At 72.7% G+C, this 17,033-nt stretch carries 15 protein-coding genes; 2 read left to right on the forward strand and 13 right to left on the reverse strand.

What is annotated here, in order from left to right; genetic code table 11:
* Positions 1-8: 8 nt before the first annotated feature.
* The 4 genes from E8D37_RS08145 to E8D37_RS08160 all read right to left on the reverse strand — a co-directional run bounded on the left by E8D37_RS08145 (position 9) and on the right by E8D37_RS08160 (position 3,929).
* Positions 9-1,505 (reverse strand): aldehyde dehydrogenase family protein, encoded by a 1,497-nt coding sequence (locus E8D37_RS08145; RefSeq protein ID WP_136569275.1) that lies wholly within the window; start codon positions 1,503-1,505, stop codon positions 9-11.
* Positions 1,502-2,509, reverse strand: coding sequence for a hypothetical protein (locus E8D37_RS08150; RefSeq protein ID WP_136569276.1), 1,008 nt, complete (start codon positions 2,507-2,509; stop codon positions 1,502-1,504). The genes E8D37_RS08145 and E8D37_RS08150 overlap by 4 nt, the downstream gene beginning before the upstream one ends.
* Before the next feature lie 14 nt (positions 2,510-2,523).
* Complete coding sequence (locus E8D37_RS08155; protein WP_168929679.1) at positions 2,524-2,916, reverse strand: nuclear transport factor 2 family protein; 393 nt, start codon at positions 2,914-2,916, stop codon at positions 2,524-2,526.
* A gap of 251 nt (positions 2,917-3,167) precedes the next feature.
* Positions 3,168-3,929 carry an SDR family NAD(P)-dependent oxidoreductase gene (locus E8D37_RS08160; protein ID WP_136569278.1) on the reverse strand — a complete coding sequence of 254 codons (762 nt, stop codon included), beginning with the start codon at positions 3,927-3,929 and terminating at the stop codon, positions 3,168-3,170.
* A 165-nt stretch (positions 3,930-4,094) separates the two neighbouring features.
* Between E8D37_RS08160 and E8D37_RS08165 the strand changes: the two genes are divergently transcribed.
* Complete coding sequence (locus E8D37_RS08165; protein WP_136569279.1) at positions 4,095-4,658, forward strand: TetR/AcrR family transcriptional regulator; 564 nt, start codon at positions 4,095-4,097, stop codon at positions 4,656-4,658.
* 151 nt (positions 4,659-4,809) lie between these two features.
* Here E8D37_RS08165 and E8D37_RS08170 read toward each other — a convergent pair whose 3' ends face one another.
* From E8D37_RS08170 to E8D37_RS08195, 6 genes are all read right to left on the reverse strand, one after another.
* Complete coding sequence (locus tag E8D37_RS08170; protein ID WP_136569280.1) at positions 4,810-5,391, reverse strand: DUF5134 domain-containing protein; 582 nt, start codon at positions 5,389-5,391, stop codon at positions 4,810-4,812.
* Positions 5,391-7,394: a primary-amine oxidase gene (locus E8D37_RS08175; RefSeq protein ID WP_136569281.1), complete on the reverse strand. Its 2,004-nt coding sequence runs from the start codon at positions 7,392-7,394 to the stop codon at positions 5,391-5,393. The genes E8D37_RS08170 and E8D37_RS08175 overlap by 1 nt, the downstream gene beginning before the upstream one ends.
* Positions 7,395-7,527: 133 nt before the next feature.
* The gene (locus tag E8D37_RS08180) at positions 7,528-9,033 is read right to left on the reverse strand and encodes an APC family permease (RefSeq protein ID WP_206055647.1); all 1,506 of its coding nucleotides are present in this window, start codon (positions 9,031-9,033) and stop codon (positions 7,528-7,530) included.
* Between the two features lie 110 nt (positions 9,034-9,143).
* The gene (locus E8D37_RS08185; RefSeq protein WP_136569282.1) at positions 9,144-9,863 is read right to left on the reverse strand and encodes an ABC transporter ATP-binding protein; all 720 of its coding nucleotides are present in this window, start codon (positions 9,861-9,863) and stop codon (positions 9,144-9,146) included.
* Between the two features lies 1 nt (position 9,864).
* Positions 9,865-10,431, reverse strand: coding sequence for an ABC transporter permease (locus E8D37_RS08190; protein ID WP_136569283.1), 567 nt, complete (start codon positions 10,429-10,431; stop codon positions 9,865-9,867).
* Positions 10,431-11,615, reverse strand: a complete 1,185-nt coding sequence (locus tag E8D37_RS08195) for an FtsX-like permease family protein (protein ID WP_136569284.1) — start codon at positions 11,613-11,615, stop codon at positions 10,431-10,433. The genes E8D37_RS08190 and E8D37_RS08195 overlap by 1 nt, the downstream gene beginning before the upstream one ends.
* Positions 11,616-11,880: 265 nt before the next feature.
* Here E8D37_RS08195 and E8D37_RS08200 point away from each other — a divergent pair, with 265 nt between their 5' ends.
* Positions 11,881-12,468: an Lrp/AsnC family transcriptional regulator gene (locus tag E8D37_RS08200; protein WP_206055648.1), complete on the forward strand. Its 588-nt coding sequence runs from the start codon at positions 11,881-11,883 to the stop codon at positions 12,466-12,468.
* A gap of 81 nt (positions 12,469-12,549) precedes the next feature.
* On the opposite strand, the gene E8D37_RS08205 is transcribed toward E8D37_RS08200, so the two are convergent.
* From E8D37_RS08205 to E8D37_RS08215, 3 genes are all read right to left on the reverse strand, one after another.
* A complete protein-coding gene (locus tag E8D37_RS08205) occupies positions 12,550-14,391 on the reverse strand; it encodes a tannase/feruloyl esterase family alpha/beta hydrolase (protein WP_136569286.1) in 1,842 nt (613 codons plus the stop codon).
* Between the two features lie 247 nt (positions 14,392-14,638).
* Entirely contained in the window at positions 14,639-15,892 is a 1,254-nt protein-coding gene (locus E8D37_RS08210) for a gallate dioxygenase (RefSeq protein ID WP_136569287.1), read from the reverse strand.
* 27 nt (positions 15,893-15,919) lie between these two features.
* Positions 15,920-17,032 carry a PrpF domain-containing protein gene (locus tag E8D37_RS08215; protein WP_136569288.1) on the reverse strand — a complete coding sequence of 371 codons (1,113 nt, stop codon included), beginning with the start codon at positions 17,030-17,032 and terminating at the stop codon, positions 15,920-15,922.
* Position 17,033: the final 1 nt, after the last annotated feature.

The raw sequence follows: 17,033 nt of genomic DNA on the forward strand, positions 1-17,033 counted from the left end.
GCGGGAGGTCAGAACGGGTACCGGGCGATGCTGCCCTGCACGGTGATCCACTGCGTCTCCGTGAAGGCCTCGATGTTCGCCTCGTGCCCGCCGAACCGCGAGCCGGTGCCCGAGGCCCCGGTGCCGCCGAACGGGGCGTGCGCCTCGTCGTCCACCGTCTGGTCGTTCACGTGGACGATGCCCGACTCGAACCGCTCGGCCAGCTCGAACCCGCGGTAGGCGTCACCGGTGAGGATGCCCAGCGAGAGGCCGTACTCACTGCTGTTGACCAGGTCGGTGAGCTCGTCGAGGTCGGAGAACGGGACCACGGGCGCCACCGGCCCGAAGACCTCCTCGCGGAACGCCGGGTGCTCCGGGCGGACGCCGGAGAGCACGGTCGCGGCGTAGAAGAGACCGTCGTGCGTGCCGCCGGCCTCGAGCCGCGCGCCCGCCGCCACCGTGGCCTGCACGAGGGCGTCGACCTTGGAGAGCTGGCCCGAGTCGATGATCGGGCCGAGCGGCGCGCCGGAGGCCGGGTCGCCCGCGGGCAGGTTCCGCGCCTTCTCCGCCAGGGCGGCCACGTAGGCGTCGTGGACGCGCTCGTGGACCAGGTGCCGACCGGTCGTCATGCAGATCTGGCCCTGGTGCAGGAAGGAGCCCCAGGCGCCGGCGGAGGCGGCCGCGGCGACGTCCACGTCGTCCAGGACGACGAGGGCGTTGTTGCCCCCGAGCTCCAGGTGCGCCCGCTTGAGCAGCTCGCCGGCGCGGCGGCCGATCGCGCGGCCGGCCGCGGTGGACCCGGTGAAGGAGAGCACGGGGACCTGCGGGTGGTCGACGAGGGCCGCGCCCACGTCGGCCCCGCCGGGCAGGACGCTGAACAGGCCGGCGGGCAGGCCGGCCTCCTCGAGGACGGCCGCGAAGAACAGCCCGCCGGAGACGGTGGTGCGCGGGTCGGGCTTGTGGACCACCGCGTTGCCCAGCGCCAGGGCCGGCGCGATGGAGCGGGCGGAGAGGATGGCGGGGAAGTTGAACGGCGAGATGACGCCGACCACCCCGACCGGACGCCGGCGGGCCATGCTGAGCCGCGGCCGGTCGGTCTGGAGGAGCTGTCCGTACGGCATCATCGCGGTCGCCGCGGCCTGGTGGAACTCGGCCGCGACGAGGCCCGCCTCGAAGCCGGCCTTGCCGAGGGCGGAGCCCGCCTCGCTCGCCAGCCACTCGGCCAGCAGGGACTGGTGCTGCTCCAGCAGGAGCCCGGCCCGGCGCAGCACGGCGGCCCGCTCCTGCGCCGGCGTCCGGGCCCACGTGCGCTGGGCCTCGACGGCCCGCTCGACGGCGCGGTCGAGGTCGTCGGGGGAGGCGGTCGCGTAGCGGCCGAGCGTGGCGCCGGTCGAGGGCGAGACGATGTCGGCGACCTCGGTGCCCTGGCGCCAGCCGTCCGCGTAGAAGCGGCCGTCCCAGGTGGTCTGGTCGAAGAAGGTGGCGCCGGTGCTGTGCTCGGTGGTGTGGTCGGTGGTGGCGGTCATGCGCTCGCGTCCCTTGCTGCCTCGGCGCGGCCGGTCCGCGTCGGTGGGGTGGAGAGGGCGCCCGTGCGCAGGGCGCTCTCGTGCACGCGCGCCATCCGGGCGCGGCGCTTGTCCGCGGCCTGGGCGGCGCGCGGGCTGGTGCGGCGCTGCGAGAAGGGCAGCGCGGGGTCGGGCGCCTTGGCCTGGGCCAGGAGCGCACGGCGGAACAGGGCCTTGACGACCGGACCGGCGACGGGGCCGGGGTCGCCCATGCGGTGGACGCGGCGGATCGGCTCGGGCGTGACGAGCTGGACCAGCGTCCTGCCGAACCAGTGCAGGGGCCGCGGGAAGAACCGCTCGCACAGCTGGCGGGTCATGCCGTTGATCAGCTCGAGGCCCTCGGGGGTCGTCTGCCAGGACCGGGCCTCCCACTCCTCGGCCATCGCGAGCAGCCCGGCGTAGTCGTCCGGGAACCCGGTCACCGGGCCGTGGGTGCCGACCAGCCGCGAGCAGAGGTCCCGCAGGGCGTGGTGCCAGGCGATGGCCACGTTCGGGTGCTCGGGCGGCAGGTCGAGCGCGCGGCGCATGCGCTCGCCGAACACGGCCAGCGCGGCGAGCGTGTAGAGGTAGTCCTCGTCCTGCCCGAACGCCGCCGGGTGCTCGCGGGCGACGCCCAGGTGGTAGCGGTTGAGCCGCTCGGTGGCGGCGATCCCGGCCTCGCTGTTGACGCCGTCGACCAGCCAGGCGAAGAAGTAGCCGTTGCCGTCGTCGAAGCGCCGCTCGCTGCGGTGCAGCATCTTGCCGGTGCCCACGAGCGTCCTCGCGCCCTCGGGGTTCATCACGGCGCCGGCCGTGGAGACGAGCAGCACCAGGTTCATCGGCAGGAAGTCGAGGCGGTACTCGGCCACCAGCCGGAGGATCTGCTCGTAGTCGTGCTCGGGGTCGAGCCGCGCGATCTCGGCGTCGACCCAGCGGCGGGGCCGCGGGGCGCCGGTGGCCCGGTCGGCGGTGGGTGCGGTGGTCATCGTGGCGCCGCGGCTCAGGCGCCCTGGCCGACGGGCCAGAACGCGAGCCGGAACGATGCGATGCGCTCGTCGCGCAGCGTGTAGGACGCCAGGCAGCGGCCGACCGCGCGGCCGGGGCCGAGGGGCCCGACCGGCGTCATCACGTCCTTGGAGACGTCGAAGACCATGTCGAGCTCGGCCAGCAGCACGTCGCCCTGCTCGGCGACGGCCAGCGGCACGAGCTCCTCCCGGACGCCGTCGTGGGCCTGGGCCAGGAAGCCCGCCAGCTGCTCGCGCCCCTCGATCCGCAGGCCGGGGGCCTCGAGGACGACGTCCTCGGTGTAGAAGTCGCGGGCGGTGGCCGCCTCGTCGCCCGCGTTGTAGGAAGCCAGGTACTCCGCGTAGGAGAAGCGCGTCGTCGTCGCCATGGGTGCTCCTTGTCCTCGCCCGGGGAAGGGACCTCCTGCCCCGGTCCTCCCTGCCGTCCGGCGGGAGCCAGCCGAGCGTGGCATGACCTGGGTCACACGATCTGTGTCGCGCGTGCACGGTGGCTACGACATCCGTGCACAGGCGTCCGCACCCCGGACGCACCGCCCTGGAGCGGCTTCGGACGCAGCCCCCGGACGCACGCGAGGCCGCCCCCTCGCGGGGACGGCCTCGAACGGCGTGCGGGGAGCGCTCAGCGGCTGGTGTAGCCCGCGTCCACGTGCAGCGTGGTGCCGGTGACGTAGGAGGAGGCGTCGGACGCCAGCCACAGCGAGGCCTGGGCGATCTCGTCGGCCTGGCCGAAGCGGTTGAGCAGGCTCAGCAGCGGCGCGTACTCCTCGACGGTGTGCCCGAACTGGTCCAGGGCCGCGCGCAGCATCGGGGTGTCGATCGCACCCGGGGCCACGTTGTTGACCCGGATGTTGGCCGCGCCGTTCTCGAGGGCGGCGACCTTGGTCATGCCGACCACGCCGTGCTTGGCGGCCACGTAGGCGATGTTCTGCGGCTGCGGCCGGAAGCCGGAGACCGAGGAGATGTTGATGATCGATCCGCCCTCGCCCTGCGCCTGGAGCTGCTTGAGCTCGTACTTCATGCACAGCGCGGTGCCCTTGAGGTCGACCGACATGAGCCGGTCCCAGTAGGCCTCGTCGAAGTCGTCGACGGGCTTGTCGTCGGGGGTGAGGGCGGCGTTGTTGACCGCCGCGTCGAGCCGGCCGAAGCGGGCGACGGTCTCGGCGACCATCGCCTCCACCTCGGCGGACTGCGAGACGTCCACCTTGACGAAGTGGGCGCTCTCGCCGATGTCGGCGGCCACCGCCTGGCCCTTCTCGACGTTGAAGTCCGCGACGACCACCTTGGCGCCGGCCGCGGCGAACAGTCGCGCCGTCGCCTCGCCCATGCCCATCGCCGCGCCGGTCACGATCGCGACCTTGCCCTCCAGAACCGGGAACGTCATTGCTCCTCCTCGAGCATCGGGGTCCGGCCCCGGTGGGAGCCGGTCGGAGGGCTTCCCTCCACCTCGACGCTACTGCTGTTGCCACTACAGGTGTAGCGCACGTGCGCCACGAGACACCCGGCCCCCGCAGCGGTCCGGACAGGTACCCGGGGGAGGATGTGCGCCATGACGACGAGGCACCGGTTGCTCACCGCGGTGCGCGCGGCGTGCCTGGAGCCCGGGGTGGACGTCGGGAGCCTCACCGTCGCCGACCTGGCCCGCCGCTCCGGGGTGCACCGCGTGACCTTCTACCGGCACTGGCCCGACGTGCCGGCCGCCGTCACCGAGGCGTTCCTCGAGGAGATGGAGCGGCTCTCCACCGTCGACGCGGACGAGGTCGCCGCCGCCCAGGACCAGGCCGCGCTCTCCCGCGTCTACGAGGCCGCGCTGCTCGCCCAGCTCCGCACCGTCCGCGACCACCGCGCGATCTACCGGGTGCTCTTCGCCTGGCCGTCCTTCATCGCCGACGCCCTGCCCCGGCTGCGCCAGCGGGCTGCCCTCATGGTCGAGGCGGTCGAGCGCACGGGGACGCCGGTCCCCGGCGCGCACGACGGCCTGGCCGCCGACTTCGTGAGCGGCGCCGCGCTCGCCGTCCTCGCGGCCTGGGTGCGCTCGGACTCCGAGGACGTCGAGGGGACGACCGCCGAGATCGTGGCCCTGATGCCGTCGTGGTGGCCCCGGCCGCGCTGACTGCCCGTACCTCTCCGTCGGCCCAGCTCGTCAGCCCGGCCCGTCGGCCCGGCGCGTGAGTGCGGGATCGGGGTGGATGCGGTGCGTCCCGCACACCCCGTCCACCCCGATCCGGGTCGTGCCGGGTCTCTTTCCCGGGTCTCGCGGGGAGTCACCCCATCTGGAGCAGCATGACCGCCATCGCGCCGGCCATCACCGACTCGCCGGCGAGCCCCGCGCGGCAGGCCCGCGCCTCGCCGCGGCTGCGGACGAACAGCCAGAGCGCCGCCCCGGCGACGACCAGCAGCAGGAGCGCGCCGGTGGTGCCCAGCGCCTCGCGCAGGAGCCCGGACCCCGAGGCCGACCCAGTGCTCATGCCCGTGCTCATGTCCATCCCCGCCATCGCGTGCGCGGACGACGCCTCGGCCGCCTGAGCCGGCATCGTCAGCATGAGCGCGAGCATCCCGCTCATCCCCGCGAACGCGCCGGCGAGCCGGAGGTAGGCCGCGCGGCCCAGCGGCCGCACCACCCGCACCAGGCAGCCGAGCGAGCCGAGGGCGTAGCCCGCCACGAGCACCGCGAGGACGGCGGTGGGCAGGTCGAGCAGGAGCATGGCGGCCATCCCCGCGGACATGACGAGGTGGCCGTAGTCGGCCCCGCGGGGCTCCCCCGGCACCCGCCACGCCGGGACGACCGCCCTGGCCAGGCACACGACGCTGGCCAGGGCGACCGCCACCAGGAGCAGGTCCTGCATCAGCAGCAGCTGCAGCCGTCGCCGCACCCGCCCTTGCCGGTGTGGCACGCGGCGGGCGACGGGGGCAGGTCGAGGGCGGGGTTGCCGTCGAAGAAGCCCATCGGCTTGAGGTGGAAGCCCACGTAGGCGCAGGGCATGACCGGCCAGTCCTCGGGGCGGACGATGTGGTGCGCCGTGACCGTCGGCCACAGCACCAGGTCGCCGTCCGCGATGTCGTCCCCGCCGGCGACGTAGTCGGGCAGGCCCTGGACGTCGGAGGTCTGGTACGGGTACTTGCCGGCCGAGTACTGCTCGGTCGGGTCGTAGGCCGAGGCCCACACCGCGTGCTGCACGAAGCGCGCCCGGTCGTAGATGTAGCTGCCCTCCTGGACCATCGAGGGCACCGGGTCGCGCGGGATGAACTTGTAGGCGACCGGGCTGCCCAGCTCGTTGACCTTGGAGGGGTTCACGACCTTCCAGTACCGGGCCGTGGAGTAGTCCCAGTCGTAGCCGCCCTCGGTGTCGACCACGGTCTCCTTCGTGATCCAGGCGTTGTGGTGCGGGTTGAGGGCCGGGTCCGGCTCGGGCACCGAGTCGACCTGGACGAGGCTGTTGCCGGGGCCGTCGATCGTCATGTCGAGGCGGAAGCTGAAGGCGTGCTGGTGGTGGGGGCCGTAGATGCCCGGGGCCACCAGGTTGCCGTGGCGCGGCTTCTCGCCGACGGCGATGGAGCCGGTGGTGAGGACGCCGGTCAGCTTGATCTCGAGCTCGATGGAGGCGTCGTTGTAGAGGTACCAGAAGAAGCCGTACTCGTAGTTGCCGACCGTGGCGATGGTGGAGATGACGAGGCGGCGCGACCGGCGGACCTCGACCTCGCCGGTGCGGAAGTCGGTGTGCTTCCAGGAGATGCCGTAGTCCTCCTCGTGCATGCAGATGGCGTTCGGCAGCTCCACGGCGCGGCCCTGGGCGTCGTTGAAGACGGCGTCGAAGTAGAAGATCTCGCCGAGGCAGTCGCAGCCGAGGGTGAGGGAGTTGGCGCTGAAGCCCATCCCGACCTCGCCCATGTCGAACACGTTCTTGTTCCAGTGGGTCGGCGCGGTGTCGCCGTAGGGCACCACCATCTCGGCGAGCGCGGCCCGGTGCATGATCGGGCGCTCCTCGCCGCGGTCGGTGTAGGTGAGCTGGTGCAGGACGAGGCCCTCGCGCGGGTTGAACCCGACGCGCAGCGACCACTTCTGCCACTCGACCTTCCAGCCGTCCACGCTGAAGCTCGGGCCCTCGGGCTGGGTGATCTCGATGGGCTTCACCCCGTCGCGGAACCCGCTGAAGTCCGGGCGGTTCTCGCCGGGCTTGTCCTCGCCCCACATGAACCGCTCGGAGTAGTTGCCGGCCATCGGCGGCAGCGGGACCACGCCGTGGTCCTCGACCTCCATGACCTCCATCGTGTCCATGTTGAAGGTGACGATGAGGCCCTCGACCGGGCGGGCGTAGCCGTGCTCGCCGGGGGCGGCGCGCATGAAGGTGAGCGGGCGGCAGATGAGCGGGGAGTCGGCGTAGGCGTCCTGCGGGCCGTAGTAGCCGGCGGGCCACGGGTCGACCATCGCGAGGCTGAAGTCCTCCACGCCGCGCAGGCGCATGGCGGCCTGCCAGCGCTCGTCCTTGACCACCTGCTCCTCCACGCCCTCCATGTGCTCCATGAGGTAGGACGGGAAGCGGCCGGGGACGGGCGTCCACGAGGAGACGACGGAGGCCTCCAGGTCGACGACCACCTCGACGAGCAGCTTGGCGGCGGTGTCGTAGGCGACGCAGAACGCCGAGCGCGGCAGCGCCTCCAGCGTCAGGTCGGCCTTCTTCGGGGGCTCGTGCAGGGAGATCATCACGAACGACATCGAGTCCGTGGCACCGTCCGCCGCCTTCACCACGGCCGCGGCCGCCTCGATCTCGGCGCCGGTCAGCGGGTCGAGCGGGTGCGGCGCGCTGCTCGCGCTGCCGGTGACGGGAGAGATCTCGGTGTCGATGGCCATCAGTGGCTTCCTTCCAGGGCGGGTGCGGTACGGCGGTTCAGGAGGTGCGGGCGGGACGTGTCGGGGGAGGTCCGGCGGCGCCGTCGGGGGCGCCGCCGGACCGGTCGGGCAGGTGCGGCCCGGTGGGCAGGCGTCAGGAGGTCGCCTTCTCGTCCTCGGCCAGGACGGCGAGGTGGGCCAGCGCGTCGGGGGCGCTGAGCTTCGCGGCGGAGCGACGCCCGAAGACGTAGACCAGGACGGCGAGGACGAGCGTGCCCGCAGCGATCGACCCGAGCCACGTCATCCACTCCTTCGGGGTGACGTCGATCCACGGCGTGGCGAAGGAGTAGTAGATGCCGGCGAGGGTGGCGACGCAGCCCACGGTGGCGACGAGGTAGACGACCGGGAGGCCACCCGGGATGCGCCAGAAGTCCTCGTTCTCGTACCGGTCGGCGTACTTGTGCCGGGCGATGACCAGCGGCACGAAGAAGAAGAAGCCGGAGACCAGCCACACCACCGACAGGGCGCCGGTGAGGTAGATCGTCACGTTCGCGAGGCTGGACTGGGAGAACAGGCCGACCATCACCAGCGACGAGATGGTGCCCTGCACCAGCACGGCGGTGACCGGGTTGCGGGTGCGCGGGTTGAGGTGGGTGAAGATGCGGGGCAGGTGGCGCTCGAGGCCGGAGACGAAGATCAGCCGGCTGTAGGCCACCTGGTAGGTCACGAGGGCGACGAAGACGATGGCCGCCAGGACGACGCCGCAGACCTCCATGAGGCCCGGGACGCCGGAGACCGACAGCATCCCGATGACGCCGGTGACCGGGTCGATCTCGGCGCTCGGCAGGGCGAGCATCGTGCCGATCGTGGTGAGCAGGTAGATCGCGATGAGGGCGACCGAGCCCCAGCCGATCATCCGCACGGCGCTGCGCTTGACCGAGAGGAACTCCGCGCCCATGTTGAAGGGCGTCTCGACGCCGACCAGGTAGAGCAGGACGGTGCCGAACATCCAGCCGCCGGCGGCGAAGTCCGGGACGGTGAGGTCGTGAGCCGTGATCGGGGTGCCGCTGCCGTTGTCCACGGCGGCGGTGAGGCCGACGAGGAAGATCACGACGGTGAGCACGCCGTAGACGACGAAGACCGCGTTCATGATCTTCTGGTTGGCGGCCAGCTTGGCCAGGGCCAGCGCGACCACGGACCACAGCACGACCAGCTGCAGGATGATGCTGAGCGTCAGCCCGATCTCGGCGTGGAAGCTGAGCAGCAGGAGCTGGATGACGATGGCCGGCGAGGCCGAGCCGTTGAGGATGACCGGCACCCACGAGAGGAAGCCGCCGAAGAAGGCCAGCGGCTCGTTCATCGTCCGGTAGGCCCAGATGTAGACACCGCCCTGGCCGGGCCACAGGTTGCCGAGCTCGGCGACGGCCAGGCCCGCGGGCACGAGGAAGAGCACGATGCCCAGCACCCACATGGGGATCGCGCCCCAGCCCGCGGTCGCCATGACCGAGGAGCCGGTGATCCAGCAGATGATGAACACGTAGGTGGCGGTGAGGCCGAAGGTGCCAAGCACCTTGGGGAGCACCTGCTCGGGGACGAGCTCGGTGGTCATGAGGGCGTCGCGGTCTCGGGCGACCGACGTCTCGGCGACGTTCTGGGCCATGTGCTTCCTCTCGCTGATCGGTACGGCGTGCGTACGGCGTGCGTGCTGCGGTCGTGCAGGGAGCGGTGGTGCGGTGCGCTGGTCGCGACGCTGCGAGCAGGAGCGGTGGGTCAGTCCTCGACGATGCGGCCGTCCTTCATCCGGACGACGCGGGAGGCGACCTCGGCGACCGTCGGGTCGTGCGTGCTCGCCACGACGGTCACGCCCAGGCGCGAGCAGAGGTCGCGCAGCTGGGTGACGACGGCGGTGCCGGTGCGGTGGTCGAGGTTCGCGGTCGGCTCGTCGGCCAGGATGAGCGTCGGGTTGCTGACCAGCGAGCGCGCGATCGCGGTGCGCTGCTGCTCGCCGCCGGACATCTTGGTCGGCTGGTGGTCGACGCGGTGGGAGAGCCCCACGTGGTCGAGCAGCTCCAGGGCCCGGGTGCGCAGCGCGGCCCGGTCGTAGGGCTCGAACATGAGCGGGAGCTCCACGTTCTCGACCGCCGAGAGAAACGGGATGAGGTTGTAGCTCTGGAAGATGAAGCCGATCGTGTCGTGGCGCAGGGCCGCGAACTGGCTCTCGGTGAGCCGGCCGGTGTCCTGGCCGTTCAGCCGCACGCTGCCCTTCGTCGGCCGGTCGAGGCCGCCGATGATGTTGAGCAGCGTGGACTTGCCCGAGCCGCTGGGGCCCATGAGGCAGACGAACTCGCCGGGCTGTACCTGGAGCTCGACGGCGACCAGCGCCTTGACGACCTCGTCGCCCAGCTGGTGCAGCTTCCAGACGTCGCTCACCTCGACGACGGGTCCGGCGGACGCCTCGAGGGGCTCGGTGTGGGGGTCGGTGACGGTCATGTCAGCCTCCGGTGCTCAGGGAACGGATGGGCGGGCGCGACGCAGCGCGCCAGGTGGGGAGGACGCTCGTGGCGAGCGCGGCGCCGATGCTGACCAGCACCGACACGAGGACGCCGAGTGCCGCGCCGCCGAGCGACACCCCGGCCGCGGCCGCGCCCACGGCGTCCAGGACGAGGGAGACGACGACCGCGACGACGGACCCCAGGACCGCCCCCGCGACCGCGGAGATCACGGGCTCGACGAGCAGCGCGGTGACGACCGGGCCGCGCGGGACGCCGGTCGCGCCGAGGACGCCGAGCTCCCGGGTGCGGTGGCTGATGGTGCGCGTGGTCGCGACCGCGACCTCCACGACGCCGACCAGCAGCACGGTGACGGCGATGAGGACGACGGCGCGACCGATCTCGTCGGCGTGGCCGAGCGACGCCGCGGACTCGCGGATGCCCGCGGCCATGGCGAAGACGACGACGACGAGGAAGGCCCCCGTGGCGGTGGTGAGCGAGGGCAGCACCAGCTCCGCGGCGCGGCGCCGGGTGGAGAGGAGCCCGTAGGCGAGTCCGTACTTCAGCATCACAGGCCTCCGAGCAGCTGGACGGGCCGCTGCTGGAGCAGCCGGTGGACCGGGACGAGCGCGCCCACGATCGCCATCGCCGGCAGGAACGCGGCGACCATCGCGGAGGCCTGGACCCAGGCGAGCGGGGTGGCGATCTCGGGGATGACGAGCGCGACGGCGGCGCCGGCGCCCAGGACGCCCACCACCCAGGCGGTGACGAAGACGATCCCCGACTCCACCAGGAAGAAGTAGAGGACCTCGTCGGCCAGGCCGATGCTCGACATGATGCCGAACTCCCGGCGGCGCTCGTGGACGGCGGCGAGGAAGGAGCTCACGGCGATGACGAACCCGAGGATGAGCCCGATCGTGGAGATCAGGCCCAGGGCGGAGCTCGTCACCTGCCCGGAGAACAGCGCCGAGTAGCGCTGCTCGAAGGTCGTCGCCCCGCTGCCGCCGACGGTGTCGTAGATGAGCCCGTCGCCGGCGGCGTCGGGGCTGACGGCCGGGTCGGTCGTGGTCGGCAGGCCCGTCGACTCCGCGAGCACGGCGCCGAGGTCGTTGCGGGTCAGGTCGGCCGCGGGGACGGTGACCGTCCACCAGCCCACGTCGCCCACGGCCGTGGTGGCCACGTCGGCGGACGTCGTGATCCAGGTGTCCCCGGCGTCCGCGTCCTCCTCGAGGCTCACGGTGAGGTCGCTCCCGCCGAGGCTGAGGGTGTCGCCGTCGGTGACGCCGAGCCGCTCCGCCACGGAGGAGGGCACGAGGGCGGTGCCCGCGTCGACGCCCTCCAGGCCGTGGACGGCGACGGTCTTCCCGTTCACCGTCGTCTCGCCGGCCACGGTCCGCAGGGCGGTCCAGCCGTCGGGGAGGTCGAGGGACGCCGTGGGCGCCCCGTCGGCGACCAGGGCCTCCGCCTCCGGGTCGTAGGTGACGCCGTCGGCCGGCACCACCCACAGCTGGGCGTCCGCGACGACCGCGTCGACGGTCTCCGCGCCGGTGAGGGCGAAGCTGGCCGAGATGGTCCGCACCACCGTCACCGACAGGATCGCCAGCGCGATCCCGAGGGTGGACAGCACGAACCGCTCGGGTCGTCGGCGGATGTTCGCGATCGCGAAGACGAGGAGCCGGCGGAACGTCCCCGAGGAGGACGAGGCGACCAGCTCGGGAGCCGGTGGTGCGGGTGCCGTGGTTGTCGTGCTCACGCAGGTCAGACAAGTAGCCGGACGTTTCGCCTGCCGCGCCTGCTCGGTGGCCGACCCGTTACGTCGGCGCCCGCCCCGGTAACGAGTGCATGGCCTCGGCAAAGGACGAAGGGCCCGATCCTGTGCGGGACCTTCGGCCCCACCGACGATTCGTCGGCCGACGGCACCGGTAACGCCGATTTTTCGTGCCGCGCCTTCCGGGGGCGCACCCGGGAGGCGAATGCTCGGGCTTTACCACCAGGAAATGACCTCGGAGGTATCCCCCGTGCCCGATCGCACCACCCAGGACGACCACGTCCGGCCCGCCCCGGGTGTGCCGAGTGCGCCGGTGGGGCCGCCGCGCCGGCGGCGCAAGCGCTCCAGCGCCCTCGACGACGTGGACGAGCGGCTCGTGTGGGAGCTCGTGCGCGACGCGCGCACCAGCATCAGCCGGCTCGCCGCGCGCACCGGGCTGGCGCCCTCGACCGTGCACGCGCGGGTCCGCGCGCTGGTCGGCGCCGGGGTCCTGCGCTCGTTCCACGCCCACGTCGACCTCGAGGCGCTGGGGCTGCCCCTCCAGGCGATGATCAACGTCCGGCTGCGGGAGGACGCCCGCGCCGACGGCCGGGGGTTCGGCGTCCGGGTGGTGCGCCGGGCGCCGGTGCTGCACGTCTACCAGCTCGGCGGGCCGGACGACTACCTCGTGCACGTCGCCTGCGCCTCGCCCGGCCACCTCCGCGACCTGGTCGAGGACCTCACCGCCGACCCGGCCGTCTCCTCCGCCAGCGCCTCCATCGTCTACGAGCACCTGGTGGCCGCCGAGCACATGGACCACCTCGACGGCCTGGAGCAGATGCGGACCTCGATCGCCTGACCCTCGATCGCCCGACCCTCGATCGCCCGACCCTCGATCGCCCGGCCCTGTGGGGCAGGGCCAGGCGACCGAGGAGGCGCCTCACACGGTGGCTGCGCGTGCGTGCTTCCCGTGCTTGCCGTGCTTCGGGTGCAGCATCGCCGTGAGCCAGGTGCGGCGCGGCGAGCAGACGATCTTCCCGTCGACCACCGTGCAGGTCTGCTGGTAGCTGCTGGAGAAGAGGTGCTGCCCCAGCCAGGAGTAGCCCGGGCCGGGCTCGGCGCCGCGCGGCGTGAACGGCACGAAGTTCGCCGCGTCGTCCGTGCTGCCCGTGCCGTCGTAGCGGGCGACCGTCGGGTAGGGGTAGACGGGACGCGTGCGGGTGACCGTGCCGTCGTCGTCCGTGGACGAGGCGATGAGCGCGTCGGGGGCCCGGCCGCTCTCCACCCAGGCCATCGTCGGCGTGAGCACGTCGGTGCTGTGCGGGCCCGCCCCGTCACCGCAGTGGGCCATGCCCGGGAACAGGTAGAGCCGCGCGAACCGCGCCACGTTCCCGCTGCCCATCGCCTGCTTCATCGCGTGCCAGTAGGCCAGCGTGTTCTGCGGGGAGATGTGCTGGTCGTTCCACCCGTGCCAGAGGACGAGCCGACCGCCGGAGGCGCGGAACGCCGAGAGGTCGGGGTCGAGCGCCGACTGGTAGCTGGAGGACTGCACGGTCCTCCAGAACCCCTTCTCGCTGAAGTCGAGGTCGGTGAGCTGCGGGTCGTCCAGCGTGGTGTTCGTGAACGCCAGCGCCTTGATGTAGCCGAGCACGAACCGCTGGCTGCCCACGGTCTCGCCCTGGGCGGTGGGGATGAACAGCGTCCACTCCAGCTCGGAGCCCCACTCGTGCGAGATCGCCACCTCCAGCCGCTTCCCGCTCGGGGTGGTCGCGCCGTCGTGGAGCCGCTGCACGACGCCGGCCTCCTCGGCGGTCAGGCAGGAGGAGTCGTCCACGCCGTCGGCGCAGAGCATGGTCATCGGGTCGAAGTCGCACCGGCGCGGGTCGTCCAGGACGCCGTCGACCACGCCGTCCAGGCCGTCGCAGGCGGCGAGCACGGCGTCGTGGATGGCGGGCAGCTTGTCCGCCAGCAGGATGTACTGCCCGTCGTCGTCCAGGTTGGTCAGGACGTTCCAGGCGTGGTGGTAGGTGTTCTGCACGACCATGTTGCTGGCCGGGGCGCCGGCGGCGATGCCGTCGAAGTCGTCGGGGTAGCGCTGGGCCTCCATGAGCGCCTCGCGCCCGCCGTCCGAGCAGCCGTCGAAGTAGGAGAAGCGCGGCGCGTGCCCGTAGAACTGCGTGATCATCTCCTTCGCCACCAGCGAGGTCACGTGGACGCCGCGGTAGGAGAAGTCGAGCGCCGCCTGGGCGTCGGCGGCCCAGGAGCCGTCGTTGCCGCCCTGGTGGCCCATGTCGGTGGTGGCCGACGCGATGGTGCCGTCCTCCACGACCGTGCAGCCCTCGGTCTGCGTGTAGCTGATGTTCGAGCTGCCGCAGAGGCCGCCGCAGCCGGTCTGGAGGTAGCGCTGCGTCCAGCCCTCCAGCGGCAGCCGGACGACGATCGTGTCGGCCGGCGCGATCGTGCCGGTCACCTGGCAGTAGGGCGCGGTCTCGCCGTCGTCGACCACCTCGGTGGCGGTCACGGTGACGGGGGCGTCGGCCGCGTCGTCGAGGTCCATCGTCGCGACGTCGTCGCACGACATGACCGGCGCGAGCTCCGGCAGGACGAGCAGGCCGTCCTCGTCCACGACGACGGGCGTGGCGGGGCCGGAGCCGCCGTGGCCCCCTCCCGCCTGGGCGGTGCCGCCGGTGAGCACGAGGGCCCCGGCGACGAGGAGCGCGAGGGTCGCGCTCGTGAGGACGGCGACGGCCGAGCGCCGGCTGCCGTGATGACTGGTGTGCATGTGGTCTCCCCCTCGAGAGGACGGTGCGTGGTCCGCCGGGCAGGGTCGGGGGCGCCCGGCGCTGTGACGTTAACCACATTGCCAACAATGTGTCCACCAAGATCGTGAAGGATCTCGCCGCGTCGTCCTTCTGACCGTTTCTGGGCACAAATGCGCAGGTCAGAGCCCCTGTTCGAAGGCAGGAAGGCCCCGCCGACCGGGGGGCACGCCCGGTCGGCGGGGCCTGTCGCGCAGGTCCTGCGGGGCCCTACTGGCGCCCCACTCCGTACTGCAGCGCCACCTTGCGCGTGGCCTGGAACTCCTCGAGCGTCTCGCCGCGCATCGAGGCGTAGACCTGCGGGTTGGGGATGCCCAGGACGGCCGCCATCTTCTCGAGGACGAAGAAGGTGACCCCGCTGCGGACCATCTCGATCCAGCGACGCTCGCGGATGAGCGTCCGCTCCTCCTCGCTGAGCCCGTGCTCCTCGGCCAGGGCCTCGAAGTCCTCCAGGAACCGCCGCCGGTGCTCCGGCTCCACCAGGCGGTGGAGGAAGTCGTTGACGCGGTAGCCGGCCGCGCTCCGGGCGAGGGTGAACGGGTAGGTGCCGGCGAGGGCCTCCGCCCCCGCGAGCTCGCGACCGACGTGCTCGCGGTGGGCGGCCGCCAGCGCCTCGTCCGGTGCGTCGCCGAGGTCCTCCAGGACGACGGTGGCGATGTTGGTGACCGACGGGGCGTAGGTCATGGAGTGGACGAGGCGGACCTTCTCCGACAGCGCGCCGCGCATGATCAGCCACATCACCACCTCGGCGCCCTCCATGCCGCCGCGCTCGGCGTACTCGGCGATGCGCATCTCGACGAGCTTCTCCGGGTCCTCGACGATGAGCCGCAGGAACTCGGTGTCCCACTCCTCGTTGACGAACCCGGCCCGCTCGCCGTGCACCTGGTGGGAGAGGCCGCCGGTGCCGACCACGGCAACCCGGAGGTCCTCCGGGTAGCTCTCGACGGCCCGGCGCAGCGCCTTGCCGAGCTTCCAGCAGCGGCGCGCGTTCGGGATCGGCAGCTGGAGCACGCCCACCTGGAGCGGGACGATGGCGCCCGGCCAGGGCCCGTCCTCGTCGCCCATCATCGACAGCGGCGAGAGGCACCCGTGGTCGAGCGCCCGGCCGCGGAAGAACGACATGTCGAACTCGTCGGCCATGAGCGAGGCGCCGATGTGCCGGGCCAGGTCCGCGTGCCCCGTGGCGGGCGGGACGTCGCGCGGTCCGCCGCCCTCGTCGGCTGCCTCGTAGGTGTCGTCCACCCCCAGCGCGAACGCCGAGTAGTGGTCGAAGAAGAACGACGTGATGTGGTCGTTGTAGATCATGAACAGGACGTCGACGTCCTGCTCCTGCACCCAGCGGCGCACCTCCCCGAACCCCTCGAAGATGGGCGCCCAGGCGGGGTCGTCCTCCTTGTGGGCGTCCTTCGCGAAACCGATGGTCGGGGAGTGCGAGGCGCCGATGCCTCCGACGATGCGGGCCATGTCTTCTCTCCTCTGGCTGCGGGGTGCTCAGGCGGCCGGCGCGGAGCCGGCGGGGCTGGTCTGGGTGTTCTGGCTGTTCTCGCTGGTCGCGCGGTCGGGTCCGGGGTAGACGGTGCCGTCGAGGATCAGCCGGGCGGTGCGCAGGACGGACGTGGAGAGCACCTCTCCCGCCTCGCCCAGCCGCGCGTCGACGTCCAGGAAGCCGCTGGGGTGCTCGACGCGCACCGGCTCCCCGGCGGCCGGCGCCACCGCGACGTCCGCCGCGACGCTCCCGGGCAGGCGGACGGCGGCGGCGACCGTGGCCGCCCCCAGCACCCCGATGGCCTGGTGCACCCGCTCGGGGATGAAGCTGCGGGTGGTGAGGCTGCCGCCGCCCTTCGGGCCGGAGACGAGCACGATCTTGGGGACGGTGGTGGCGGCGAGGTCGGTGGAGAGCCCCATCGCCGCCGCGGCCTCGGCCCGCACGGCGTCCACGCGGGCGCGCAGCGCCGGGTCGGCCTCGAGGACGGCGGGCTCCTCCGTCCCGGCCAGGCCGAGGTCCGCGGCCCGGACCAGCACCGACGGCATCCCGTTGTCGATGCAGGTGGCCTCCAGGCCGGCGAGCACCTGCCGCGCGCGACCGGTCGGCAGAAGCGGGGTGGCCGAGGGCACCGCCACGATCTCGACGGGCGCGGCCGTGCCGGGCACGCCGGTGATCTCGGTGTCGCCGGCGAAGGTGACCACCCCGCCCGGGGTCTGCACCCGCAGGACGGCGAGCGCCCCGGTGTTGACCAGGCGCACGCGGACGTCGGTGACGCCGTCGGTGGCCGGCACCAGGCCGCGCAGGACGGCGAACGGGCCGACCGCGGCCAGCATGTTGCCGCAGGTCTGCGAGCCGGAGACCACCGCCGCGTCGACGACCACCTGGAGGAACAGGTAGTCCACGTCGGCCTCGTCGTCGGCCGAGGGCGAGACGACGGCGACCTTGCTGGTGAGCGGGTGCGCCCCGCCGAGGCCGTCGATCTGCCGGACGTCGGGGCTGCCCATCACGCGCAGCAGCAGCGCGTCCCGCTCGGCTGGCTCGGCGGGCAGGTCCGCGGCCAGGAAGACCCCGCCCTTGGAAGTGCCGCCGCGCATGAGCGCGCAGGGGATGCCGGCCACG

It is taken from the genome of Nocardioides sp. GY 10127 (assembly GCF_004919085.1).
Lineage (GTDB): Bacteria > Actinomycetota > Actinomycetes > Propionibacteriales > Nocardioidaceae > Nocardioides.